Here is a 25,016-nt window from a genome sequence, read left to right on the forward strand (position 1 = left end):
GGGTTCTCCTTGTCGTTCTATGCGGCGGATTCGGGGCCCCGACGCACGACCAGAGCCGCGTTGGAGCCCATCAGTCCCCTGCTGAGGACCAGGGCCGTGCGGAGCTCGGCCGGGCGTGCCGTGCCGGTCACCAGGTCGATGTCGTGGCAGATGTCGAAGACGCCCGGCGTCGGCGGTATCTGCCCGTGCTCCATGGCCTGCACCGCGGCCACGATGTCGAGCAGGGGCGCCCCGCAGTACGACCGCCCGATGCCGGTCTTGGGGGCGGTGACCGGCACTCGGGTGCCGTGCCGGCCGAGGGCGTCGGCGAGGGCGAGCGCCTCGGCACGGTCCGCGTCGGGCACGCCCATCGCGTCGGCGAAGACCACGTCGATCTCCTCCGGCGCGCAGCCGGCCTCGTCGAGGGCCCCGCGGATGGCCTGCGCGAGACCCCCCCGCGACCTGTCCCAGCGCGAGGCGCCCGTGAACGTGGCCGCGTGTCCCGCCACGGTGGCCCGGACGGCCGCCTCCCGGCGCTGTGCCCGGTCCAGGTCCTCCACGACCAGTACGGCACCGCCCTCGGCGGGTACGAAACCGCAGGCCGCCGAGGTGAAGGGGCGGTAGGCGCGGGCCGGGTCCTCGACGGTGCTGAGCTCGGGGTAGCCGAGCTGGCAGACCCCCGAGTACGGGGCGAGCGGCGCCTCGGCGGCCCCGACCACGACCACGTCCGTGCCCCGGTGCACCGCCCGCGAGGCGTGCGCGACGGCGTCCAGGCCGCCCGCCTCGTCGCTGGCCACCACCCCGCAGGGGCCCTTGAAGCCCTTGCGGATGGAGATCTGGCCCGTGCTGGCGGCGTAGAACCAGGCGATGGACTGGTAGGGCCCGACGAACCGGGCCCCCTTGCCCCACAGCTTCTGCAGTTCCCGCTGGCCGAACTCGCCGCCGCCGGACCCGGCCGCGGTGACCACACCGACCGAGTACGGCGAGTCGGCGGCGCTGCTGCTGAGTCCCGCGTCCTGCAGGGCTGCGTCGGCGGCGGCCAGTGCGAAGTGGGTGAACTTGTCGGTCTGGACGAGGAAGGTCTCCTCGATCAGCGCCGACGGGTCGAATCCGCGGACCTCTCCGGCGACGCGGAGCGGAAGGTGCTCGCAGCCCTCCCGGGTGACCCGGTCCAGTACGCTCGCGCCCTCCTTCACGGACTTCCAGTAGGTGTCCGCGTTCAGGCCGTTGGGCGCGACCACACCCATTCCGGTGACCGCTGTGCGCCGGGTGCGTTGACCACTCATCGTCGTCTCCTCCCACTCGGCCCCGTCAGGAGCACCGCGGACTGGAACCCGCCGAAGCCGCTGCCCACGGAGAGCACGTTGTCGAGCCTGCGGGGGCGAGCGGTGCGCGGGACGTAGTCCAGGTCGCACTCGGGGTCCGGGGTCTCGTAGTTCGCCGTCGGCGGTACCACCTGCCGGGCCAGCGCCAGCACACAGGCGACGACCTCGATCGCGCCGATCGCGCCGAGCGAGTGGCCCACCATGGACTTGATGGAGCTCATCGGGGTGTCGTAGGCGTGGGAGCCCAGCGACTTCTTCACCGCGGCGGTCTCGTGCCGGTCGTTCTGGCGGGTGCCCGAGCCGTGCGCGTTGACGTAGTCGATCTCGGTGGGGTCCACGCGCGCGTGGTCGAGCGTGTCGTCGATGGCACGGGCCATCTCCAGGCCCTCACTGGTGAGTCCGGTCATGTGGTACGCGTTGCCGAACGTCGCGTAGCCGCCGATCTCGCAGTAGATGTGCGCGCCGCGCGCCCGGGCGTGCTCCAGCTCCTCCAGGACCAGCACCGCGGCGCCCTCGCCCATGACGAATCCGTTGCGGTGGGCGTCGAAGGGGCGGGAGGCGTGCTCGGGGTCGTCGTTGTTCGGCGACGTGGCCTTGATGGCGTCGAAGCAGGCCATGGTGATCGGGGAGATCGGCGAGTCCGAGGCCCCGGCTATGCAGATGTCGGCGCGGCCCTCCTCGACGGTGTGGAAGGCGTAGCCCACCGCGTCGAGTCCGGAGGTGCAGCCGGTGGACACGGTCTGCACCGGGCCCTGGGCGCCGAACCGTTCGGCGACGTCGGCCGCGAGCGTGCTGGGCGAGAACGCCCGGTGCAGTTGCGGCCCGGCGTTGCGGTGGTCGACGTCCCAGCGCTGCCCGTGCTCGCTGACCAGGACGTAGTCGTGCTCCAGCCGGGTCGTGCCGCCCACCGCGCTGCCCAGGGACACGGCCACGCGCCAGGGGTTCTCGGCGGCGAAGTCGACACCGCTGTCGGTCACGGCCTCCTGTGCGGCGACCAGGGCGAACTGTATGTACCGGTCGGCGCGTTCGGCGATGCCGGGTTCGAGGCCGTGCGTGAGGGGGTCGAAGTCGCACTCGGCGGCTATCCGGGACCGCAGGCCCTCGGGGTCGAACAGGGTGATGCCACGGGTCGCCGTCCGGCCGTTGGAGAGGAGGTCCCAGAACGCCGGGACCCCGATCCCGCCGGGGGCGACCACACCTATGCCGGTGACCGCCACGCGCCGGGTCACGAGAGCACTCCGGGTCGCTCGGGCTGCCCGCCCTCCTCCTGGACGAGCGGGTACGGCTTGATGTCGTCGCTGAGCTCCGGCGCCTCGGTGTCGACGTGGCCGAGCTTGGGGTTCGGCGCGAGCGGGCCCAGGTGGAAGACCATCCGGGCCTCCTCGTCACCGACGTTGCGGAAGCGGTGCCGCATGTCGATGGGGATCATCAGGCCCTGGTCGGAACGGAGGGAAAACGTTTCTCCATCCAGGTCGACCTCCAGCCTGCCCTCGACGACGTAGATGAACTCCTCGGAGTACGGGTGGTAGTGCTCGCTGATGCGTTCGCCGGGCCGCATGATGGCCAGGCCCATGAAGCCGCTCGTCGCACCCACCGTGACCGGGGTGAGCAGAGTGCGCAGGTCGCCGCCGCGCTTGCGGTTGGGCTCGATCTCTTTGAGGTCCACGACGCGCGGGCGCATCTTGTCCATGGTCTGTCTCCAGGTCGTTCGGTGGGGTGATGGTCCCTGCGCGGTCAGGACTGCGCAGCCCTGCGGTCGCCGGCCCTGCGGTCGGTGATCAGCGCCATGTCGGCGTGCGTCAGGAGGCGGGTCGCCTCGCGTCCGCCGCTGAACGGTCCGGCCACGCCGAGCGCGTCGGTGTCCAGCAGCCGGGCCAGCACCGCGGCCTTCCTCGGGCCTTGGATGCCGAGCGCCATGACCGGGTCGGTCTCGGGATCACCCCGAACGTCGATGAGGCGGACGACGATGTCCTCGCGCTGGAAGACGGTGCTGCGGTGCACGGGGCCGTCCGGGTCGGCCGCCGCGGTCTCGTCCTGCTGCGAGAGCAACCGGGCCAGCGCCATTCCGCAGCCCTTGCGGGCCGGGTAGTACAGGGCGTGCCGCTTGATGTCGTCCGGCTCCGGGCCGCCGCGTGCCACGTGATGGACGGGCGGCATGGCGGCGCGGATGAAGAACGTCCGCGCGGACTCGGGGTCGGCCAGGTCCCGGTGCTGCTCCAGATGCGGGTTGAGGGCCTCCTCGACGGCCCGCACCTCGGGCTGGCGCGAGACGTGGCGCAGGGCCGCCATCAGGTCGCCCTCCACCTCGACTGTGCGGACGACCCGGTTGCCGTGCATGAACAGGGTCGTGCGGCGCAGCCGCGTGGTGTCGTCGACGCGGGCCTCGGGCGGTGCGTATCCGGCGAGGATCTCCGCGACCTTGGACTCGGAGCCGGGCTTGACGGTGAAGGTCAGGGCATGGCGGATCACACCGTCGCCCACCCTTACGGCCGTCTGGAGTCCGCCGGCCTTTTCCGGGCGGACGCCGCCGGTCTCGCGGACGATGCCGTACCGCATCGAGCGGAGCTCGCGCACGCAGCTCTGCAGGGGCCGGACCGTCTCGAGATGCTCTTCACTGTTCACCCAGGCGAGGTACGGCGGGGCGGTGGCCCATTCACTCGTGATGAGCCACTGGGACGGGTTCTCCAGGGACTGGCACAGCTGGTCACCGAGGTGACCGGGGACCGACGCGACTCGGTCGCGCATGTGCTCGTAGGCGTCCAGGAACTGTTGCTCGGCACCTTCGTGGAGGTCGACGAGAAGGAGGACTCGCATCCTGGAGCCGTCGAACGCCGACTGGGATGTATAGGGCGAAGTGGTCATCCGGCAGACCCTTCCTTCGCGGGAGCAAGCGGCGGCCGTCCGTGTCCACCAGCGCGAACGCGGGTTTCGGCCCTGAGCCTTCATCGTGGGTCAGGGCTCTGGGGTCCGCGAGCCATGCGGGCCAAAGGAGGGAACTGGCCGTGCTTGTGTGTCCGGCGGCAGCCGACGCTGCGTCAGGCTCCGCCAGTTGGGGCCGGGATGCCTGCGGCGGCCTGTGGCGCTGTGTGGGGGTTCGCGTAGCACCTGACGGTGCTTTGGGGGGCGGGGCCGCGCCGGGGGGTGTCCGTCCTCGGACCGGCGGCCGGGGTCGGGAAGGGGCGGTGCCGCTTCTTGACGCCGGCCACTGCGGGCGGACACCCCCGGCACGTCCCCTTACCGCCGTGGGCGACTGCGGCGCCGCGGGGGTAACGCGCTTTAAGCCGGGCGCGGCTACTCCGCCAGGTGGCGCTCCACCGTTTCCACCTTGGAGGTGAGGCCGTCCGTCACCGTGGGCCTGATGTCGGCCTTGAGGACCAGCGATACGCGCGGGGCGCGTTCTTCTACGGCTGCCACGGCGCGCTTGACCACGTCCATGACGTCGTCCCAGTCGCCCTCGATCGAGGTGAACATCGCGTCGGTGCGGTTGGGCAGGCCCGACTCGCGGACCACGCGGACGGCGTCGGCGACGTACTCCCCCACGTCCTCGCCGACGCCGAGCGGCGTCACGGAAAACGCGACGATCATGCGTTCACGATTCCTTCGTTGCGGGCGCGGGAGGCGATCACCGCGTTCTCGGCCTCGCGCTTGAGCATGCGCTCGGCGAAGAAGCCTCCGGCCGGCAGGACGGAGAGGACGAAGTAGAGCGCCGCGGTCTTCAGGGACCACTTGGTGCGGTTCCAGGCGTCCGCCCAGAAGATCACGTACAGGATGAAGAGCACGCCGTGGACCATGCCCATCACGGGCACCGCGTTGAAGTCGGTCGTCCGCTTCAGCACCGAGCACAGGAGCAGCAGCAGGAACGACACCGCCTCGGGGGCCGAGACGAGACGGAGGCGGCGGAGGGAGGTGGCGGTCTTGATGTCCACGGGTCACCTTCGGTGGGTTCGGGAGAGGTCTGCTCGGATCAGCTTGTGAACACAAGCACAAACGTTCACCCATTGTGGCAAACGTTGGCCGCCGGGTTGGCATCGGGTGGATGACAGCGTCTCCGCGTCCGGAGGATCGGGGTCTCGTCAGGGGTGAAGTCCGTCTCTGGGATCTGTTGGCGGCAGGTCCCGGCGGCTACCTTCGCTGCGTGGCGATGTTCCGACTGCAAGGCAGCAAGGTGCTCGCCGTCGACATGACCGGTGATGCCGTGAAGGCGAAGAACGGCTCGATGGTCGCGTACGACGGGCAGATGGCCTTCAAGAAGATGAGCGGCGGCGGTGAGGGCATCCGGGGCATGGTGACCCGGCGGCTCACCGGTGAGCAGATGACGGTGATGGAGGTGAAGGGGCATGGGACGTGCTGGTTCGCGGACCGGGCCTCCGAGATCAGTCTCGTGAACCTCCAGGGAGACAAGCTGTACGTGGAGTCGAGCAATCTGCTCGCCACGGACGGGGGGCTGCGGACTGGTACGTCCTTCACCGGGATGCGCGGTGCCTCGCAGGGCAACGGGCTGTTCACGACGACCGTTGAAGGGCACGGCCAGGCGGCGATCATGTCGGACGGGCCTGCGGTCGTGCTGCGGGTCAGTTCACAGTTTCCGCTGACTGTCGACCCGGGGGCCTATGTGGCCCACCAGGGGAATCTGCGGCAGTCCTTCCAGTCCGGTGTGACCTTCCGCACGCTCATGGGCGAGGGCGGTGGCGAGGCCTTCCAGATCCGGTTCGAGGGGGACGGGCTGGTGTACGTACAGCCGAGCGAGCGGAACACGATCGCGGGGGATGTCTGAGATGGGCTTCCGTGAGATCAACTCCAAGATGGTCGAGGCGACCGTCATGTCGGGGCAGCGGCTGTTCAGTCAGCGCGGGGCGATGCTCGCCTACAAGGGCGAGGTGTCCTTCACTCCCAACACGGCCGGTGGCCAGGGCGGGATCATGTCGATGATCGGGCGCCGGGTGGCGAACGAGGACACCCCGCTGATGACCGTCGAGGGCAGCGGCACGGTGCTCTTCGGGCACGGCGGCCACCATGTCCAGGTGATCAACCTCGCCGGCGACACCCTGTGCGTCGAGGCGGACCGCCTCCTCGCCTTCGAGGGCACGCTCCAGCAGGGCACGATGTTCCTCGGCTCACAGGGCGGGGTCATGGGCATGGTCCGCGGACAGATCAGCGGGCAGGGGCTGTTCACGACCACCCTCAAGGGGCACGGGGCCGTGGCCGTCATGGCGCACGGCGGCGTCTTCGAGATCCCGATCACTCCACAGCGGCCCGTCCACGTCGACCCCCAGGCCTACGTCGCCCACCACGGCGACGTACGCAACAAGCTGTCCACCGCCCTGGGCTGGCGCGACATGGTGGGCCGCGGCTCCGGCGAGGCCTTCCAGCTGGAGCTCAGCGGCAACGGTGCGGTGTACGTCCAGGCGTCTGAGGAGAAACTGTGAGCGCCCCCTACCAGGCCCCTGGCGGCCCCGCGGTCCTCGATCCGATGACGCTGCCGTCCGACGACAACGTCAACGCCTACACCTTCTGCGTGGAGCTCAAGGGGAGCCAGTGGTTCCTGCAGAAGGGGAAGATGATCGCCTACTACGGCTCGATGGACTTCAACGGCGTCGGGCACGGGCGACTCGACCGACTTGTCCGTACGTCCTTCCATTCGCCACTGCACGCGAGCGACTGGGTCGTGGCGGAGGGCAACGGCAAGATGCTGCTGGCCGACCGGGCCTTCGACGTGAATTCGTTCGACCTCGAAGACGGCAACCTGACCATTCGCTCCGGCAACCTGCTCGCTTTTCAGCCAACTCTTGCTCTCAAGCAGTCGATCGTGCCGGGTTTTCTGACACTCATCGGAACCGGAAAGTTCGTGGCCGCATCTAACGGGCCGGTGGTGTTCATGGAACCCCCGATCCGGGTGGACCCACAGGCACTCGTCGGCTGGGCCGACTGCCCCTCCCCGTGCCATCACTACGACCATGGCTACATGACCGGCGTGATGGGCGGTCTACGTGCACTGACAGGCCTCGGCGGGGCCTCCGGAGAGGAGCATCAGTTCGAGTTCGTCGGAGCCGGTACGGTCCTGCTCCAGTCGAGCGAGACCCTCATGGCCGAGCACGCCACGGGGGCGGTTCCGCCGGAGCCCGGAGTCCCCGGTTCCGGAGGGTCGCACACAGGCCCTTCACAACAGGCCGGGGCACCGCGCCTTCCCGGACAGCTGGGAGACCTCCAGCGTCGCTTCGGGCTGTGAGCGGTAGTCTGCGGAGTGTGACATCGAACGTGTGAGCACACGGTCGTGTCACAGAAAACCCTCACTAGTTCGCCTTTCAACTTTTTAGGTAGACTTCATTCATGGAGACCGAGACGGCCACCCGCTGGCTGACCGATGCGGAGCAGTGCGCCTGGCGCACCCACCTGGAGGTCAACAGGCTGTTGACGTACCAGCTCGAAAAAGACCTGCAGCCGTTCGGCCTGACTATGAACGACTACGAGATCCTGGTGAACCTCTCCGAGTCGGAGGACGTACGGATGCGGATGAGCGACCTCGCGTCGGCCACCCTCCAGTCCAAGAGCCGCCTCTCCCACCAGATCACCCGTATGGAGAACGCGAACCTGGTCCGACGTGAGAACTGCGAGTCCGACCGCCGCGGCCTCTACGCCGTCCTCACCGACCACGGCATGGAGACGATGAAGAAGGTCGCGCCGCACCATGTGGCGTCCGTGCGCAGGCACTTCATCGACCTGCTGTCCACCGACGCCCTGGCCGAGCTCGACAAGGGCCTGAAGCCGATCGCGGAGCACCTGCGCGGGCAGCGCGGACGTCCGTGACATCCGTGACACCCGGGTAGGGGCTTGAAGGGTCTAGGCGAGCGGCAGGCGGAGTTCGAACAGGGCGCCGCCTGCCGGGGCGTCCCGGACCGTGAGAGTGCCGCCGTGGCGTGCGGCCACGTCCCGGGCGATGGCGAGTCCGAGCCCGGCGCCGCCGTCGTCGCGGGTGCGGGCCTCGTCCAGCCGTACGAACCGCTCGAAGATCCGCTCCCGGTCGGCCTCGGCCACCCCGCCCCCGTCGTCGGCCACGGCCGCCACGACCCAGTCCCCGTCCCGCCCGACGGTCACGGTGACCGCGTCCCGGGCGTGCCGCTGGGCGTTGTCGAGCAGGTTGCCCAGGACCCGCTCCAACTGCCCCCGCGACCCGGCCACCTCCGCGACGTCCGCCTCGACGGCCACGTTCTTACGGCCCCGCGCCTCCCGCCGCGCCACCTCACCCAGGTCGACCCGCTTGTCGCCGGGCCCCTCCCCCGCGTCCAGGCGGGCGAGCAGCAACAGGTCGGCGGCGAGACGCTGCAGCCGTACGGTGTCCTCCACCGCGCCCGGCACGTCCAGCAACTCCGGATGGGCGACGCCCACTTCGAGCTGGGTGCGCAGGGACGCGATCGGGCTGCGCAGTTCGTGCGAGGCGTCGGCGACGAACCGGCGCTGGCGCTCCACGGAGGTCTCCAGCGCGGCCAGCGTCTCGTTGGTGGTACTGGCGAGCCTGGCGACCTCGTCGTGGGTGTCCGGCTCCGGCACGCGCCGGGCGAGGTCCTCGGACGCGGTGATCGCGGCCATCTCGCGCCGGATGCCCTCGACCGGGCGCAGTGCGCGCCGGGTGACCAGCCAGGTCACGGTCGCGACGACGCCGAGCAGCAGCGGGAAGCCGATCAGCATGACGGTGAGCGCGGAGTTCACGGCGCTCTGCTCGGCCTCCAGGGAGCCGCCGGCGTGGACGGTGAGCGTGCCCCGGTCGTCGGTCTCCACCGGGACGGCGGCGAAGCGGTAGTCGGCGGTGTCGCCGTCGATCGTCGCCGAGCCGTCGGTGAACGCGCTCACCTCGCCGATCTCGCCGGCGTCCTGGGCCGTGTCGTCGTCCGAGGCATCGGCCCTGGCGTCGTCCGCGTCGTCGTCAGCGTCCTCCCCGCCCGACCCGGCGGTGTTGCCCGTACCCCCCGTGTCGCCCTTGCGCGGCTGCGGCTGCACGGCGTCGGTGCCCGTGCCGCTGATCCGCTCCAGGTCCTCGGTGGCCGCGACGAGATGGCCGTTCGCGTCGACCACCTGGACCGGGCTGTCGTCGTCAATGTCCAGCTGGTCGTACGGCTTCCCGGCGACGAGCTGGGCGACGACGTTCTGCGCCGTGCGCTCCGCGTCGTTGCCCGCCTGGTCGATCAGGTTGGACCGCAGCGACAGCAGGACCGCCGCGCCGGCCGCGACCAGCGCCACGGCGACGACGAGGGTGGCGGCGAGTGTGGCCCGCGACCGGACCGAGCCGAAGAGCCTTCTCATCGTTCCTTCTCCAGCCGGTATCCGGCGCCGCGGACCGTCTTGATGAGCCCGGCGCGCAGCTTGCGCCGCAGGGTGCTGACGTACACCTCGACGATGTTCGGATCGCCCTCGTACGCGAAGTCCCAGACGTGCTCCAGGATCTCGGCCTTGGACACCACCTCGCCGGCCCGCAGCACGAGCTGCTCCAGGACCGAGAACTCCTTGGTCGTGAGGGACACTTCGTCCTCACCGAGAAAGACCCGGCGGGCGGCCGTGTCGACCTTGAGGTCGCCGTGGACGTGCACGGGCGAGGCCCCGGCGCCCTGTCCCCCGCGCCGCAGCAGTGCCTTGACGCGGGCGACGAGGACGACGTACGAGAACGGCTTGGTGAGGTAGTCGTCGGCGCCGGTGTCCAGCCCCTCGGCCTCGTCGTACTCGCCGTCCTTGGCGGTGAGCATCAGGATCGGCACGTCGTGGCCGGCGCCGCGCAGGGCGGCGCAGACGCGGTAGCCGTTCATACCGGGCAGCATGATGTCGAGGATCACGAGGTCGTACGACCCCTCCGAGGCCCGGAACAGCCCCTCCCGGCCGTCGTGGACGACGTCCACGGCGTACCCCTCGGCGGTCAGGCCCTTGGCGAGCGACAGGGCCAGCCGCTTTTCGTCCTCCACGATCAACAGGCGCATGCGTACAGCCTGGCAAAGCGAAGCTGAAGATCTCTTCAGGGGGCTTCAGGTTCCTCTCAGCGTCGGTTCGGCAGATTGGTTCCCGTCGAAACCAAGCGACATGAAACGACACCAAGCGTCGTGAACCGTCGTGAAACGCAACACTCTGGGAGGGAAACCCCATGAAGCGCAACATCGTCATCGCCACCGTCACCGCTGCGGCTCTGGTCGGCGGCGGCACCGTCGCGGCCTACGCGTCGGCCGACGACGGCAACGCGCCCACCCAGCGTCAGACGAACGTCCGGGTCGCCGACGACGACCGGAGCGACGACGCCGACGACCGCGACGACGACGCGACCGACGACCGCAGCGAGGCCGCGGACGACCGGAGCGACGACGCCACCGAGGTCCGCGTCTCCAAGATCAGCGCCGCCGACGCGATCGCCGCCGCGCTGAAGAACACGCCGGGCACGGCCGTCTCCGCCGACCGGGACGACGACGGCGCCGGCGCCTGGGACGTGAACGTCGTCAAGGGCGACGGCACCGAGTACAACGTCCAGGTCTCCCCCGACACCGCCAAGGTCGTCGGCGCCCAGCGCGACGACGACGATGACAACGACGGCCGCGAGGACCTCGCCGCGCTGAAGGGCGCGAGCGTGGACGCCCGCGAGGCCGCCGAGGCCGGCGCGGCGAAGGGCACCGTCACCGACGTCGACCTGGACGACGACGGCCCCGCCGCCTGGAGCGTGGAGACCACCAAGGGCGAGTGGAAGGTCGACCTCAAGACGGGCAAGGTCACCCAGGACCACGACGACGACACCGCCCAGGACAACGCTCAGGACGACCGCGACGGCGACGACGACTGACGGACGTCAACGCGTCAGTCGTCAGCGCGTCACACGAGGGGTACGGGATGTCCCGTACCCCTTTTCGCGTCCCCCCGCCGGGCCACAGCCACCGCCGTCACCAGCATCACCGCACCGGTCGCCGCGAAGCACACCCCCGCCGGAAGCCATCCGACCAGCACGCCGGCCACCGCGGCACCGCCCGTGATGCCCGCGTTGACGGCCGTGTTGACCCAGGCCCCGGCCTGCACCCGGGCCTCGGGCGTGGCGGCCTCGTCGGCGATGAGGTAAGCGGTGGTGATCAGCGGGGACACGAAGACACCGGCGACCGCGACCGCCACGGCCAGGGTGCCGAGCCCCTGCGCCAGCCCGGCGCCGCCCAGCGCCAGCCCCAGGCCGGCCGCCTGCACGGACAGCCGGGTGCCGGCTGAGGCCCGCCACTCGACGGCCCCGTTGAGCAGCCCGCCGACGGCACTTCCGGCGGACAGGGCGGCGAGCACCCAGGCCGCGCCGCCGGCACCGTGACCGTGCCCCTCCGCGAAGGCCACGACCAGCAGGTCGACCACGCCCAGGGCGAGGCCGACCCCCGCGGCCGCGATCACCGGCCGCCCCAGACCGCGCAGCACCCGCCGCCCGGCCGCGTCCGGGCCCGGTTCGCGCTTGCCGCCCGGCACCGCACGCACCGCGGGCGACGACACGAACCCGGCCGTCCCCGCCACCATCAGCGCCGCGCCCACGACGATGCCGGCCGCCGGCGGTGCGAACCCTGCGAGCACGCCCACCAGCAACGGCCCCGAGACGAAGAGCAGTTCCTCCGCGACGGCGTCGAGACTGTAGGCCCGCTGCGTCAGCGCCCGGTCCGGGGCCAGCCGCCCCCACACGGCCCGCATGGTGGGTCCGAGCGGCGGAGTGCAGGCACCGGCGAGGGCGGCGCCGACGGCGAGGACGAACGGCGAGGCGGCACCGGGACGCCAGAGGAGCGCCGCCAGCAGTCCGAGCAGTACGGCGTGGGCCGCGACCATCGGCACGAGCGCCCTGCGCGGCCCGTGCCGGTCGATGAGTGCCGCCCTCGCGGGCGACAGGAAGACGCTGGTCGCCGAGAACAGCGCCATCACCACGCCCGCCACCGCGTACGACCCGGAGGACCGGGTCACGGCGAGCATCACGGACAGCGGGGCGATGCCGTACGACAGCCTGCCGGTCAGGGCTGCGGCGAAGGTGCGGCGGGCGTGGGGGATCCGGAGAACGGCGGCATACGAAGGCCGCACGTCGTGTGTGGAAGACACGGGAGTTCCTCGACTCGAGGCGGAAAAGGGGACGCCGTATCGCCGCGCCGGTCACGACCGAGCGGTCGTTCACCGTGCGCGGGCAGGCGTGCCCTATGCCAAGAGGAGGTACATGCGCATCAACCTAGCAGCGGACGGCGGAAGTTGACCACGGGGAAAGCTCTCGGGGCGCTTTCCGGGGTCAGGCCCCCGTAAGCCCCTCCACCAGTTCGTCCGCCGCCCGGTACGGGTCCAGCTCCCCGGCGACGATCTTCTCCGCCAGTGCCCCGAGCCTGCGGTCGCCGTGCAGGTCCGCGATGCGTTCGCGCAGGGCCGTGACGGCGATGGTCTCGACCTCGCGGGCGGCGCGGGCGCGGCGGCGTTCGGTGAGGACTCCGCGCTCCTCCATCCAGGCGCGGTGCTTCTCCAGGGCCTCCACGACCTCGTCGATGCCCTCGGCGCGGGCGGCGACCGTCTTGACGATCGGCGGGCGCCAGTCGCCGGGGCCGCGGGACTCTCCGAGGCCGAGCATGTGGTTGAGCTCGCGGGCGGTGGCGTCGGCGCCGTCACGGTCGGCCTTGTTGACGACGTACACGTCGCCGATCTCCAGGATGCCCGCCTTGGCCGCCTGGATGCCGTCACCCATGCCCGGGGCCAGCAGGACGACGCTCGTGTCCGCCTGGGAGGCGATCTCCACCTCCGACTGGCCGACCCCGACCGTCTCGACGAGCACCACGTCGCAGCCCGCGGCGTCCAGGACGCGGATCGCCTGCGGGGCGGCCCACGCGAGGCCGCCCAGGTGGCCGCGCGTCGCCATCGAGCGGATGTAGACGCCGGGGTCGGACGCGTGGTCCGACATCCGGACCCGGTCGCCCAGCAGCGCGCCGCCCGAGAACGGCGAGGACGGGTCGACGGCCAGGACGCCGACCCGCTTGCCCTGCTTGCGGTACGCCGTCACGAGCGCCGACGTGGATGTCGACTTGCCGACTCCGGGCGAACCCGTGAGGCCGACGACATACGCGTTGCCCGTGAGCGGCGCCAGCGTCTCCATGACCTCCCTGAGCTGCGGGGACGCCCCCTCCACCAAGGAGATCAGCCGGGCCACGGCACGCGGCCGGCCCTCTCTCGCCTGGGCGACGAGTGTGGAGACGTCCTGCATCACTGCTCCGTTCAGAAAGGAAACGTACGAGGTCTCAGGCCTTGGGTACCCGCACGATCAGTGCGTCACCCTGGCCGCCACCGCCGCACAGGGCCGCAGCGCCGACGCCGCCGCCCCGCCGCTTCAGCTCCAGGGCCAGGTGCAGGACGAGCCGCGCACCCGACATACCGATCGGGTGACCCAGGGCGATGGCTCCGCCGTTGACGTTCACCCTTTCCGATGACACCCCGAGGTCCTTCATTGACTGCACCGCGACGGCGGCGAAGGCCTCGTTGATCTCGATCAGGTCGAGGTCGGCGACCTCCAGGCCCTCCTTCTTCAGGGCGTGCTGGATGGCGTTCGAGGGCTGGGACTGGAGCGAGTTGTCAGGGCCCGCCACATTGCCGTGCGCGCCGATCTCGGCGATCCAGTCCAGGCCGAGCTCCAGCGCCTTGGCCTTGCTCATGACGACGACCGCGGCGGCGCCGTCGGAGATCTGCGAGGCCGAGCCCGCCGTGATCGTGCCGTCCTTGGAGAAGGCGGGGCGCAGCTTGCCCAGGGACTCCGCCGTGGTGTCGCCGCGGATACCCTCGTCCTTGCTGAAGAGGACCGGGTCGCCCTTGCGCTGCGGGATCTCGACCGGGGTGATCTCGGCCTCGAACAGGCCGTTCTTCTGCGCGGCGGCGGCGCGCTGGTGGGACTGGGCGGCGATCTCGTCCTGCGCGGGGCGCTGGATGCCGAGGCGGGTGTTGTGCTTCTCCGTGGACTCGCCCATGGCGATGCCCTCGAAGGAGTCGGTCAGACCGTCGTACGCCATCGCGTCGAGCATCTCGATCGCGCCGTACTTGAAGCCCTCGCGGGACTTCGGCAGCAGGTGGGGGGCGTTGGTCATGGACTCCTGACCGCCCGCGACGATCACGTCGAACTCGCCGGCGCGGATCAGCTGGTCCGCGAGCGCGATCGCGTCGAGGCCCGACAGACACACCTTGTTGATGGTGAGCGCCGGGACGCTCATCGGGATGCCGGCCTTGACCGCTGCCTGGCGCGCCGGGATCTGCCCCGCCCCGGCCTGGAGCACCTGGCCCATGATCACGTACTGCACCTGGTCGCCGCCGATCCCCGCACGGTCGAGGGCGGCCTTGATCGCGAATCCGCCGAGGTCGGCTCCGGAGAAGGACTTCAGCGAGCCCAGCAACCGTCCCATGGGCGTACGGGCGCCCGCGACGATCACCGAGGTACTGCTGTTCGTTCCAGTCATGAGGTGCGATCCCCTTCCGGCTGCACTGCCGAGGAGTGAACGAGGGTTTACTTCGAATGTACTGATGGCACTCCGTGCCGTCACCGGGCCGTCGGTGTGATCGCTGGCACGTTGCGTAACCACCGCCGCCGCGCTGCACTGAATTCCATGCTGACGCGAATCGACCACATCGGGATCGCCTGTTTCGACCTGGACAAGACCGTGGAGTTCTACCGGGCCACCTACGGCTTCGAGGTGTTCCACTCCGAGGTCAACGAGGAGCAGGGCGTCCGCGAGGCCATGCTCAAGATCAACGAAACCTCCGACGGCGGCGCCTCCTACCTGCAGCTTCTCGAGCCCACCCGCCCGGACTCCACCGTCGCCAAGTGGCTCGACAAGAACGGTGAGGGTGTCCACCACATCGCTTTCGGTACGGCGGATGTGGACGGCGACGCCGCCGACATCAAGGGCAAGGGCGTACGCGTTCTGTACGAAGAGCCCCGGCGCGGCTCCATGGGGTCACGAATCACCTTCCTGCACCCAAAGGATTGCCATGGAGTACTGACAGAACTGGTCACATCGGCGCCTGTTGAGTCACCTGAGCACTGACCCTCGTACATATGGGCCGGTAGGGTTGGGGGCGGTCGCCGCTCAGTCCAGGGCGACCCGGCCCTGCCTTTTGACGGCGGGACCGAGCCGGGGTCCGGGTTTCGGGGGGCGAGGGTGGGGCAACAGCCCGTGCTCCGCCGTTGATCTGACACCATTCCCCGGGGGCCCCGTTCGGCGGATGGACGGTGCTCGTATGGAGAGACTTGCGACCAGGGGACGGATGGGACCGCGCAGTGCGGGGCTACGAACGCCAGGAGCGAGAGCCGGCGGCTGACGTCGACCACCTCTCTCGGTTCGAGGCCGAGATGGATCGGCTGAAGACCGAGCGGGAAAAGGCGATCCAGCACGCCGAGGACCTCGGCTACCAGGTCGAGGTGCTGCGCGCCAAGCTGCACGAGGCGCGGCGGACCATCATGTCCCGGCCCGCCTTCGACGGCGGCGACATCGGCTATCAGGCCGAACAACTGCTGCGCAACGCCCAGGTGCAGGCCGACCAGCTGCGCCAGGAGGCCGAGCGCGAGCTCAGCCAGGCCCGGGCGCAGACTCAGCGCATCCTCCAGGAGCACGCGGAGAACGCGGCCCGGTTGCAGGCCGAGCTGCACCAGGAGGCGGTCACGCGCCGCCAGCAGCTGGACCAGGAGCTGGCCGAGCGGCGGCAGACCGTCGAGTCGCACGTCAACGAGAACGTGGCGTGGGCGGAGCAGCTGCGCGCCCGCAGCGAGTCGCAGGCCCGCCGGCTCCTCGACGAGTCGCGTGCCGAGGCCGAGCAGGCCATGGCGACCGCGCGTGCCGAGGCCGAGCGGCTCACCAGTGAGGCCCGCCAGCGCCTGACGGGCGCGGCCGAGGAGGCCCGCGCGGAGGCCGAGCAGATCCTCCTCCGGGCCCGTACGGACGCCGAGCGGCTGCTGAACGCCGCGTCCACGCAGGCCCAGGAGGCCACCGACCACGCCGAGCAGCTGCGCAGCTCCACGGCGACCGAGTCGGACAGCGCCCGCCGCCAGGCCACCGAGCTCAGCCGGGCCGCCGAACAGCGCATGGCGGAGGCCGAGGAGGCGCTGCGCAAGGCGCAGTCCGAGGCCGAGAAGCTGGTCGCCGAGGCCACGACGGCTGCCGAGAAGGCGCTGTCGAACGCCGAATCGGCCAACGAACAGCGCATGCGTACGGCCAAGGAGCAGGTCGCCCGCCTGGTCAGCGAGGCCACCAAGGAGGCCGAGAGCACCAAGGCGGACGCCGAGCAGGTCGTCACCGACGCCCGCGCGGAGGCCGAGAAGATCGTCGCCGAGGCCGCCGAGAAGGCCCGGACGATCACCGCCGAGGAGAGCGCGACCCAGCTGTCGAAGGCGGCCAAGACCGCCGAGGACGTCCTCAACAAAGCGCAGGAGGACGCCCAGAACACCACCAAGGCCGCGGCCGAGGAGGCCGAGCGGATCCGCAGGGAGGCCGAGGCCGAGGCGGACCGGCTGCGCGCCGAGGCGCACGACATCGCCGAACAGCTCAAGGGCTCGGCGAAGGACGACACCAAGGAGTACCGCGCCAAGACGGTCGAGCTGCAGGAGGAGGCCCGTCGGCTGCGCGGCGAGGCCGAGCAGCTGCGTTCCGAGGCGGTCGCCGAGGGCGAGAAGATCCGCGCGGAGGCCCGCAAGGAAGCCGTCCAGCAGATCGAGGAGGCGGCCAAGACCGCCGAGGAGCTGCTCTCCAAGACCCGGCAGGACGCGGACGAGCTGCGCCAGAAGGCCACGACAGACAGCGAGAAGGTCCGCACCGAGGCCATCGAGCGGGCCACGACGCTGCGCCGGCAGGCCGAGGAGACCCTCCAGCGCACCCGCCAGGAGGCCGAGCGGCACCGCGAGGAGGTCGTCGAGCAGGCCGAGGGCATCAAGGCCGACGCCGAGCGCGCCGCCCGCGAGCTGCGCGAGGAGACCGAGCGCGGCGTCGAGACCCGCCGCACGGAAGCCGCCGACGAGCTGACGCGCCTTCACACCGAGGCCGAGCAGCGGCTCGCGTCGGCCGAGCAGGCACTGTCGGAGGCCCGTGAGGAGGCCGCCCGCATCCGGCGCGAGGCCGCCGAGGAGACCGACCGGCTGCGCACCGAGGCCGCCGAGCGGATCCGCACGCTGCAGCAACAGGCCGAGGAAGAGGCCGACCGGCTGCGCACCGAGGCCGCGTCGGACGCCTCCGCGTCCCGGGCCGAGGGCGAGGCCATCGCCGTACGCCTGCGTTCCGAGGCCGCGGCCGAGGCCGAGCGGCTGAAGTCGGAGGCGCAGGACACCGCCGACCGGGTCCGTGCGGAGGCCCAGGCCGCCGCCGAGCGGATCGGCACGGAGGCGTCCGAGACGCTGGCCGCCGCCCAGGAGGAGGCCACCCGGCGCCGCCGCGAGGCCGAGGAACTCCTCGGCTCCGCCCGCCAGGAGGCCGACCAGGAGCGCGAGCGGGCCCGCGAGCAGAGCGAGGAACTGCTGGCCTCCGCCCGCAAGCGGGTCGAGGAGGCGCAGACCGAGGCGGTTCGGCTGGTCGAGGAGGCCGACCGGCGCGCCACCGAGATGGTGTCGGCGGCCGAGCAGCACGCCCAGCAGGTCCGCGACTCCGTGTCGGGGCTGCACGAGCAGGCGCAGGAGGAGATCACCGGCCTGCGCAGCGCCGCCGAGCACGCGGCGGACCGTACCCGCCGGGAGGCGCAGGAGGAGGCGGACCGGGTCCGCTCCGACGCCTACGCCGAGCGGGAGCGGGCCAGCGAGGACGCGGGCCGCATCCGGCGCGAGGCCAACGACGAGTCCGAGGCCGCCAAGTCCCTCGCCGAGCGGACCGTCGGCGAGGCGATCGCCGAGGCGGACCGGCTGCGCTCGGAGGCCGCCGAGCACGCGCAGCGGGTGCGTACGGAGGCGTCGGACGCGATCGCCGAGGCCGACCAGGCAGCGTCGCGCACCCGGGCCGACGCCCGCGAGGACGCCAACCGGATCCGTTCGGACGCGGCGACGCAGGCGGACATGCTCATTACGGAGGCGCGTTCCGAGGCGGAGCGGCTCCAGTCGGAAACCGTCGCGGAGGCCGACCGGGTGCGCACCGAGGCGCGCGCCAAGGCCGAGAAGCTGGTCGGGGACGCCACGTCGGACGCGGAGCGGCTGCGCGCCGAGGCCGCCGAGACGGTGGGGTCGGCCCAGCAGCACGCGGAGCGGACCCGCAGCGAGTCCGAGCGCGTCAAGGCAGAGGCGGCCGCGGAGGCCGAGCGGCTCGTGACCGCCGCCCGCGAGGAGGCCGAGCGCACCCTCGACGAGGCCCGCAAGGACGCGGGCAAGCGGCGCCAGGACGTGGCCGAGCAGGTCGACAAGCTCATCACGGAGACCACCGCCGAGGCGGACAAGCTGCTCACCGAGGCGCAGCAGCAGGCGCACAAGACGACCGCGGACGCCGAGGCGCAGGCCGACACCATGGTGGGCGCCGCCCGCAAGGAGGCCGACCGGCTGGTATCCGAGGCGACGGTGGAGGGCAACTCGCGAGTGGAGAAGGCCCGTACGGACGCGGACGAGCTGCTCGTCGGCGCCCGCCGGGACGCCACCTCGATAAGGGAGCGCGCCGAGGAGCTGCGCGACCGCATCACGAGCGAGATCGAGGAGCTGCACGAGCGGGCCCGCCGCGAGTCCGCCGAGACGATGAAGTCGGCCGGGGACCGCTGCGACGCCCTCATCAAGGCGGCCGAGGAGCAGCTGTCCAAGGCACAGGCGAAGGCCAAGGAGCTGGTCTCGGAAGCCAACTCCGAGGCGGGCAAGGTCCGTATCGCGGCCGTGAAGAAGGCCGAGGGCCTGCTCAAGGAGGCCGAGCAGAAGCGGTCCTCGCTGATCAAGGAGGCCGAGGAGCTCAAGGCCGAGGCGATCCGCGAGGCCAGGCGCACGGTCGAGGAGGGCAAGCGCGAGCTGGAGGTCCTGGTCCGGCGCCGCGAGGACATCAACGCCGAAATCTCCCGTGTCCAGGACGTCCTGGAGGCGTTGGAGTCCTTCGAGACACCCGCCGGCGGCAAGGACAACGGGGTCAAGGCAGGTGCGACGGTGGGCGCCCCTCGATCGGGTGGCAAGTCGTCAGACAGCTAGCGGGGCGAGCGGGTTCCGGTGTCTCCTGGGGCCTTTGACCAAGTTTTTGGCAAGCCGTCCAGCGGTTAGCCACTCAAAAGGGGTCTCATTCTCCAGATCAAACACGTATCCGCTCGATGACACACCGCTTCGGCCCCTAGGATTCCACTTATCACCTCACCGGTCTCATTCGACAGGAACCCCATGAGCGACACTTCCCCCTACGGCTTCGAGCTTGTGCGGCGTGGGTACGACCGCGCGCAGGTGGACGAACGCATCTCGAAGCTCGTCTCCGACCGCGACAGCGCTCTGGCCCGCATCACCGCTCTGGAAAAGCGCATCGAGGAGCTCCACCTCGAGACGCAGAACGCCCAGGCCCAGGTAACCGACGCCGAGCCGTCGTACGCCGGCCTCGGCGCGCGTGTCGAGAAGATCCTCCGCCTCGCCGAGGAAGAGGCCAAGGATCTGCGCGAGGAGGCCCGCCGCGCCGCCGAGCAGCACCGCGAGCTCGCCGAGTCGGCGGCCCAGCAGGTCCGCAACGACGCAGAATCGTTCGCTGCGGAGCGCAAGTCCAAGGCGGAGGACGAGGGCGTCCGGATCGTCGAGAAGGCCAAGAGTGACGCCTCCCAGCTGCGCGCCGAGGCGCAGAAGGACGCGCAGTCCAAGCGCGAGGAGGCCGACGCTCTCTTCGAGGAGACCCGCGCCAAGGCCGCGCAGGCCGCCGCCGACTTCGAGACGAACCTCGCCAAGCGCCGCGAGCAGTCCGAGCGCGACCTGGCGTCCCGTCAGCAGAAGGCGGAGAAGCGCCTCGCCGAGATCGAGCACCGGGCGGAGCAGCTGCGTCTGGAGGCCGAGAAGCTGCGCACCGACGCCGAGCGCCGGGCCCGCCAGACGGTGGAGACGGCTCAGCGCCAGGCCGAGGACATCGTGGCCGACGCCAACGCCAAGGCCGACCGGATCCGTTCGGAATCCGAGCGCGAGCTCGCGGCTCTCACCAACCGCCGCGACAGCATCAACGCTCAGCTGACGAACGTCCGCGAGATGCTGGCGACCCTCACGGGCGCCGCGGTGGCCGCCGCCGGCACCCCGGCCGAGGACGAGCCGATCTCCCGCGGTGTTCCGGCGCAGCAGACCCGGTAACCGTTCGGCGTACGTCGTCTGAACATCTGTGAAGCCCCTTGCCACTCGGGTGGCAGGGGGCTTTGCGGCGTTTTAGCGTGGTCGGCATGATCGAGCTCGAGGGGCTGACCAAGCGGTACGGCGAGAAGGTGGCGGTCAACAACCTCACCTTCGCCGTCAGACCCGGCATCGTCACCGGGTTCCTCGGCCCCAACGGCGCCGGGAAGTCCACGACCATGCGGATGATCCTGGGCCTCGACTACCCCACCGCCGGCGGCGTCCGTATCGACGGAAAGCGCTACGACCAGCTCAAGGACCCGCTGACGTACATCGGAGCCCTTCTTGAGGCCAAGGCCTGGCACGGCGGGCGCAGCGCCTACAACCACCTGCTGTGCCTCGCCCAGAGCAACGGCATCCCGAGGAGCCGGGTGCGCGAGGTGCTGGACACGGTCGGGCTGACGGCGGTCGCGCGCAAGAAGACCAAGGGCTTCTCGATGGGCATGGGGCAGCGGCTCGGGATCGCGGGCGCGCTGCTCGGCGATCCGCGGATCCTGATGTTCGACGAGCCGGTCAACGGGCTCGACCCCGAGGGCATCCACTGGATCCGGAACCTGATGAAGTCCCTGGCGGCCCAGGGGCGGACGGTGTTCGTCTCCAGTCACCTGATGAGCGAGATGGCGCTGACCGCCGACCACCTGGTCGTCATCGGTCAGGGGCGGCTGCTGGCCGACACCTCCATGGCCGACTTCATCGAGCGCAACTCACGGTCGTACGTCCGGATCCGCACCCCGCAGCGGGAGCGGCTGCTCGACGTCCTGCCCACGGCAGGGATCACGGCCGTGCAGACGGGTGACGGCTCGCTCGAGGTGGACGGCAGCAAGGCCGAGCAGATCGGCGAGCTGGCGGCGCGGCACGGGATCGTGCTGCACGAGCTGAGCCCGCAGCAGGCCTCCCTGGAGGAGGCGTTCATGCAACTGACCGCGGAGTCGGTGGAGTACCACGCGCACACCGGCGCGCCGCTGCCCCCCGAGCCGCGGCCGCAGTGGGGCGACGACTGGAGGAGGAGCTGAGCATGGCAGCCACGCAGGTCGTCCGCTCCGAATGGACCAAGATCCGGTCCGTGGCCTCCACCATGTGGACGCTGTCCCTCGCCGTGGTGGTCACCATCGCCCTCGGGATGCTGATCTCGGGCCTGTCGAACAGCGAGTTCGACAACATGAGCGAGCGGGACAGGCTCTCCTTCGATCCGACCTTCATCAGCTTCGCGGGGATGACCCTCGGTCAGCTCGCGCTGATCGTGTTCGGTGTGCTCGTCGTCTCGAACGAGTACAGCACCGGCATGATCCGCACCTCGCTGGCCGCGGTGCCGCGGCGTGGGACCTTTCTGGCCAGCAAGATCGCGGTGGCGACCGGCCTCGCACTGGTCGTCGGCCTGGCCACCAGCTTCGTCACCTTCTTCCTGGGGCAGGCGATGCTCGGCGACCACCGGGCCGAGATCGGCGATCCAGGAGTGCTGCGCGCGGTGATCGGCGGCGGGCTCTACATGACCCTCATCGCGATGTTCTCGATGGGCGTCGCCGCGATGCTGCGCTCGCCGATGCTGTCGCTGGGCATCCTGATGCCGTTCTTCTTCCTGGTCTCCAACATCCTCGGCAACGTCTCGGCCACCGAGAAGATCGGCCAGTACCTGCCGGACCAGGCCGGAAGCAGGATCATGCAGGTGGTCACCCCGATCGACGACGACAAGCCGTACGGCCCCTGGGGCGGGCTCGGGATCATGGTGCTGTGGGTGATCGTGGCGCTCGCGGGCGGTTACGCGACGCTCAAGAAACGGGACGCGTAGGGTCACGGTTGGCATGAGGTTTTACTTGCTCTTGAGTGGAACCGTCAGCGGCTCGGTATCCTCCTAACCCTTACGGGGGGCGTGTGCCCCGCTGTCCTGAACCTTTCGATGGGTGCGGAGCATGATCGAGGCAGTCGGCCTGACCAAGCGCTACGGCGACAAGACCGCTGTGTACAACCTGTCCTTCCAAGTGCGGCCCGGGTCCGTCACCGGCTTCCTGGGCCCGAACGGCTCGGGCAAGTCGACGACGATGCGGATGATCCTCGGCCTGGACAACCCGACGGCGGGCCATGTCACGATCGGCGGCTACCCGTACCGCAGGCTGCCCAACGCCCCCCGCCAGGTCGGCGCGCTGCTGGACGCCAAGGCCGTGCACGGCGGCCGGGCCGCCCGCAACCATCTGCTGTCGCTCGCCCAGCTGTCCGGCATCCCGCCCCGGCGCGTGGACGAGGTGCTGGGCGTGGTCGGCCTCCAGGACGTGGCCAAGCGGCGTTCCAAGGGCTTCTCGCTCGGCATGGGCCAGCGCCTCGGCATCGCCGCCGCGCTGCTCGGCGACCCCCAGGTGCTGCTGTTCGACGAGCCGGTCAACGGCCTCGACCCCGAGGGCATCCTCTGGGTGCGGAACCTGATGAAGTCGCTGGCCGCCGAGGGCCGGACCGTCTTCGTCTCCTCCCACCTGATGAGCGAGATGGCGCTGACCGCCGACCACCTGATCGTCATCGGGCGTGGTCAGCTGCTCGCCGACATGAGCGTCAGGGACTTCATCGCGGCGAACTCCGCCGGCTTCGCCCGGGTCCGTACGCCCGACACCGAGCCGCAGCTGCGCGAGAAGCTGGCCGGCGCGCTCACCGAGGCCGGCGGGCACGTGCTGCCCGAGCAGGATGGCGGCCTCCGGGTGACCGGGCTGCCGCTCCCCCGCATCAGCGACATCGCGCACGACACCGACGTACGGCTGTGGGAGCTGTCGCCGCACCAGGCCTCGCTTGAGGAGGCGTACATGCGGATGACGCAGGGCGCCGTCGACTACCGCTCGACCGTCGACCAGAAGACCGGGCTCCAGCAGCCGCTGCCGCCCGGCGCGCAGCCGCCGATGCCGGTTCCGGGGCAGGGCCAGCCCGGCTGGTACGCCCCGCCGCCGCCGGAGCAGGGCGGGCAGCCGTTCGCCGCGCCGCAGGGTCAGCCGCCGCAGGGCGCGCCGGGTCAGGCGCCCGCCGGTCCCTACGGCGCTCCCGCCGCGCCCGGCGCCGCCCCGGGCGCCGGTACGGCCAACCCGTACGCCCAGCAGCCGCCGCAGGCGCCCCAGGGACCGCCTGCGGCCCAGCCCGCCGCTCCGCAGGCCTTCGCCGCGCCCGCGCCCCAGCAGGCGCCCGCTCAGCCGTCCGCGCCGCCTGTCGCCCCCTCCGCCCCTGCGCCCGCCGCCCCGACCACGCCCGAGGACGCCCGATGAGCACGCCCCAGCCCCCGATGCCGCAGACCGCCGCACCGAACTGGCAGGCGGCGGCGCCCGGCTCGTCGTACCCCACCTACACCTCGCCGATCCCCGTCGTGCGCACGCACCTCGGGCACGCGCTCGCCTCCGAGTGGACGAAGATCCGGTCGGTGCGCTCCACGATCTGGACGCTCGGCGTGTTCGTGCTGCTCGTCGTCGGCATCGGCCTGGCCGCCGCCGCGCTGGTCGCGGCCAACTCCTCCGACGGCAGCCTGAGCGGCGAGAGCCCGCTGGCCTTCGGCTTCTTCGGGCTGCTGCTCGGCAGCATGTGCATCATCACGCTCGGCGTGCTGACCACCGCCTCGGAGTACGGCACCGGCATGATCCGGACCACGATGACCGCGTGCCCGACCCGCGGCCGGGTGCTGCTGGCGAAGGCGATCGTGTTCTTCGTGGTCGCCTTCGTGGTGACGCTGGGGTCGGCCGTCCTCGTCGCTCTCGCCGACGTGGCCATGCTGGACGCGCGTGAGCCCAGCACCCAGGAGTGGCTGAAGGGCACGGTCGGCATCTCGCTCTACATCGCGCTGCTCGGCCTGCTCTCGCTGGTCGTCGGCTCGATCATCCGGCACTCCGCGGGCGCGATCACGATCATGATCGGCGTCGTGCTGGCCCCGCTGGTCATGGCGCTGTTCATGTTCTCGGAGTCCCTCCAGGACCTTCAGCAGGCCCTGTTCGAGTACTCCATCCCGAACCAGCTCAGCGTCTTCTACGCCCAGTCACTCACCGACAGCGGCCCGTCCGGCTGGGAGCCGCTGTGGATCATGCTCGGCGTGACGGCGGCCGCGTTCGCCGCCGCCTACGCGCTGCTGGAGAAGCGGGACGTGTAGTCCCGGCTCAGAATCTCGGCGCGTTACGGGACCGCTGCACCCGCGTGGTGCGGCGGTCCTTCGCGTTCCAGCACGCCTTGTGCCAGTGCCGGCGGTCGTCGACGCCGACGTGGTCCGGCCAGGCGACGACGTGCGGGACGCCGTCCGGGATCAGCTGGTCGCAGCCCGGGCAGCGGTACGCCTTGCCCTGTGCGCTCGCCCCGGCCACATGCCGCACGTTCCACTCCTCGCCCCGCCAGCTCTCCGTGGACTGCCAGCCGCCGTAACGGCCGGAACGGTCGTCCTCGGCATTGTGTTCGGACGAGCCGACTCCCTTGGGTCGATTGCGACGCGGGGACAC

24 protein-coding genes are annotated in these 25,016 nt (G+C 70.9%); 12 read left to right on the plus strand and 12 right to left on the minus strand.

Annotated features, from left to right (window positions below; genetic code table 11):
- Nucleotides 1-17 precede the first annotated feature (17 nt).
- From OHT51_RS13965 to OHT51_RS13990, 6 genes are all read right to left on the minus strand, one after another.
- Complete coding sequence (locus tag OHT51_RS13965; RefSeq protein WP_328879258.1) at nt 18-1,265, minus strand: ketosynthase chain-length factor; 1,248 nt, start codon at nt 1,263-1,265, stop codon at nt 18-20.
- Nucleotides 1,262-2,533: a beta-ketoacyl-[acyl-carrier-protein] synthase family protein gene (locus OHT51_RS13970; protein WP_328879259.1), complete on the minus strand. Its 1,272-nt coding sequence runs from the start codon at nt 2,531-2,533 to the stop codon at nt 1,262-1,264. The genes OHT51_RS13965 and OHT51_RS13970 overlap by 4 nt, the downstream gene beginning before the upstream one ends.
- Nucleotides 2,530-2,994: a cupin domain-containing protein gene (locus OHT51_RS13975; protein ID WP_328879260.1), complete on the minus strand. Its 465-nt coding sequence runs from the start codon at nt 2,992-2,994 to the stop codon at nt 2,530-2,532. Before OHT51_RS13975 ends, OHT51_RS13970 begins: the two co-directional genes overlap by 4 nt.
- Nucleotides 2,995-3,038: 44 nt before the next feature.
- Nucleotides 3,039-4,166: a SchA/CurD-like domain-containing protein gene (locus OHT51_RS13980; RefSeq protein WP_328879261.1), complete on the minus strand. Its 1,128-nt coding sequence runs from the start codon at nt 4,164-4,166 to the stop codon at nt 3,039-3,041.
- A gap of 429 nt (nt 4,167-4,595) precedes the next feature.
- Entirely contained in the window at nt 4,596-4,889 is a 294-nt protein-coding gene (locus OHT51_RS13985; protein WP_328879262.1) for an MTH1187 family thiamine-binding protein, read from the minus strand.
- On the minus strand, nt 4,886-5,230 hold the full coding sequence (locus OHT51_RS13990) for a DUF3817 domain-containing protein (RefSeq protein WP_328879263.1): 345 nt from the start codon (nt 5,228-5,230) through the stop codon (nt 4,886-4,888). Before OHT51_RS13990 ends, OHT51_RS13985 begins: the two co-directional genes overlap by 4 nt.
- Nucleotides 5,231-5,445: 215 nt before the next feature.
- Here OHT51_RS13990 and OHT51_RS13995 point away from each other — a divergent pair, with 215 nt between their 5' ends.
- The 4 genes from OHT51_RS13995 (at nt 5,446) to OHT51_RS14010 (ending at nt 8,108) form a co-directional block, all read left to right on the plus strand.
- Complete coding sequence (locus tag OHT51_RS13995; RefSeq protein ID WP_328884318.1) at nt 5,446-6,078, plus strand: AIM24 family protein; 633 nt, start codon at nt 5,446-5,448, stop codon at nt 6,076-6,078.
- 1 nt (nt 6,079) lies between these two features.
- Nucleotides 6,080-6,730, plus strand: coding sequence for an AIM24 family protein (locus OHT51_RS14000; RefSeq protein WP_328884319.1), 651 nt, complete (start codon nt 6,080-6,082; stop codon nt 6,728-6,730).
- Between the two features lie 44 nt (nt 6,731-6,774).
- Nucleotides 6,775-7,530, plus strand: coding sequence for an AIM24 family protein (locus OHT51_RS14005; protein WP_328884320.1), 756 nt, complete (start codon nt 6,775-6,777; stop codon nt 7,528-7,530).
- A gap of 101 nt (nt 7,531-7,631) precedes the next feature.
- The gene (locus OHT51_RS14010; protein WP_328879264.1) at nt 7,632-8,108 is read left to right on the plus strand and encodes a MarR family winged helix-turn-helix transcriptional regulator; all 477 of its coding nucleotides are present in this window, start codon (nt 7,632-7,634) and stop codon (nt 8,106-8,108) included.
- 33 nt (nt 8,109-8,141) lie between these two features.
- Here the strand turns inward: OHT51_RS14010 and OHT51_RS14015 are convergent, their stop codons facing one another.
- Together OHT51_RS14015 and OHT51_RS14020 are read right to left on the minus strand one after the other, a co-directional pair.
- Entirely contained in the window at nt 8,142-9,599 is a 1,458-nt protein-coding gene (locus OHT51_RS14015; RefSeq protein WP_328879265.1) for a sensor histidine kinase, read from the minus strand.
- Nucleotides 9,596-10,264 carry a response regulator transcription factor gene (locus tag OHT51_RS14020; RefSeq protein ID WP_328879266.1) on the minus strand — a complete coding sequence of 223 codons (669 nt, stop codon included), beginning with the start codon at nt 10,262-10,264 and terminating at the stop codon, nt 9,596-9,598. Before OHT51_RS14020 ends, OHT51_RS14015 begins: the two co-directional genes overlap by 4 nt.
- A gap of 161 nt (nt 10,265-10,425) precedes the next feature.
- Between OHT51_RS14020 and OHT51_RS14025 the strand changes: the two genes are divergently transcribed.
- Complete coding sequence (locus tag OHT51_RS14025; protein ID WP_328879267.1) at nt 10,426-11,109, plus strand: PepSY domain-containing protein; 684 nt, start codon at nt 10,426-10,428, stop codon at nt 11,107-11,109.
- 29 nt (nt 11,110-11,138) lie between these two features.
- Here OHT51_RS14025 and OHT51_RS14030 read toward each other — a convergent pair whose 3' ends face one another.
- The 3 genes from OHT51_RS14030 to OHT51_RS14040 form a co-directional block, all read right to left on the minus strand.
- Nucleotides 11,139-12,374, minus strand: a complete 1,236-nt coding sequence (locus OHT51_RS14030) for an MFS transporter (RefSeq protein ID WP_328879268.1) — start codon at nt 12,372-12,374, stop codon at nt 11,139-11,141.
- Between the two features lie 181 nt (nt 12,375-12,555).
- Nucleotides 12,556-13,512 (minus strand): methylmalonyl Co-A mutase-associated GTPase MeaB, encoded by a 957-nt coding sequence (gene meaB / locus OHT51_RS14035; RefSeq protein ID WP_328879269.1) that lies wholly within the window; start codon nt 13,510-13,512, stop codon nt 12,556-12,558.
- Nucleotides 13,513-13,546: 34 nt separating this feature from the next.
- A complete protein-coding gene (locus tag OHT51_RS14040; protein WP_328879270.1) occupies nt 13,547-14,749 on the minus strand; it encodes an acetyl-CoA C-acetyltransferase in 1,203 nt (400 codons plus the stop codon).
- Nucleotides 14,750-14,896: 147 nt separating this feature from the next.
- Here OHT51_RS14040 and mce point away from each other — a divergent pair, with 147 nt between their 5' ends.
- The 7 genes from mce (at nt 14,897) to OHT51_RS14075 (ending at nt 24,676) form a co-directional block, all read left to right on the plus strand.
- A complete protein-coding gene (mce, locus tag OHT51_RS14045) occupies nt 14,897-15,337 on the plus strand; it encodes a methylmalonyl-CoA epimerase (protein ID WP_030046674.1) in 441 nt (146 codons plus the stop codon).
- 233 nt (nt 15,338-15,570) lie between these two features.
- On the plus strand, nt 15,571-19,419 hold the full coding sequence (gene scy / locus OHT51_RS14050; protein ID WP_328879271.1) for a polarized growth protein Scy: 3,849 nt from the start codon (nt 15,571-15,573) through the stop codon (nt 19,417-19,419).
- A gap of 183 nt (nt 19,420-19,602) precedes the next feature.
- On the plus strand, nt 19,603-20,538 hold the full coding sequence (locus OHT51_RS14055; RefSeq protein ID WP_328879272.1) for a cellulose-binding protein: 936 nt from the start codon (nt 19,603-19,605) through the stop codon (nt 20,536-20,538).
- A gap of 86 nt (nt 20,539-20,624) precedes the next feature.
- A complete protein-coding gene (locus OHT51_RS14060) occupies nt 20,625-21,587 on the plus strand; it encodes an ATP-binding cassette domain-containing protein (RefSeq protein WP_328879273.1) in 963 nt (320 codons plus the stop codon).
- A gap of 2 nt (nt 21,588-21,589) precedes the next feature.
- Nucleotides 21,590-22,360 carry an ABC transporter permease gene (locus OHT51_RS14065; RefSeq protein ID WP_328879274.1) on the plus strand — a complete coding sequence of 257 codons (771 nt, stop codon included), beginning with the start codon at nt 21,590-21,592 and terminating at the stop codon, nt 22,358-22,360.
- A gap of 121 nt (nt 22,361-22,481) precedes the next feature.
- Nucleotides 22,482-23,807, plus strand: a complete 1,326-nt coding sequence (locus tag OHT51_RS14070; RefSeq protein WP_328879275.1) for an ABC transporter ATP-binding protein — start codon at nt 22,482-22,484, stop codon at nt 23,805-23,807.
- Nucleotides 23,804-24,676: an ABC transporter permease subunit gene (locus tag OHT51_RS14075; protein ID WP_328879276.1), complete on the plus strand. Its 873-nt coding sequence runs from the start codon at nt 23,804-23,806 to the stop codon at nt 24,674-24,676. Before OHT51_RS14070 ends, OHT51_RS14075 begins: the two co-directional genes overlap by 4 nt.
- 7 nt (nt 24,677-24,683) lie before the next feature.
- Here OHT51_RS14075 and OHT51_RS14080 read toward each other — a convergent pair whose 3' ends face one another.
- On the minus strand, nt 24,684-25,016 hold the full coding sequence (locus OHT51_RS14080) for an ATP/GTP-binding protein (RefSeq protein ID WP_328879277.1): 333 nt from the start codon (nt 25,014-25,016) through the stop codon (nt 24,684-24,686).

It is taken from the genome of Streptomyces sp. NBC_00299 (assembly GCF_036173045.1).
Taxonomy (GTDB): domain Bacteria; phylum Actinomycetota; class Actinomycetes; order Streptomycetales; family Streptomycetaceae; genus Streptomyces; species Streptomyces machairae.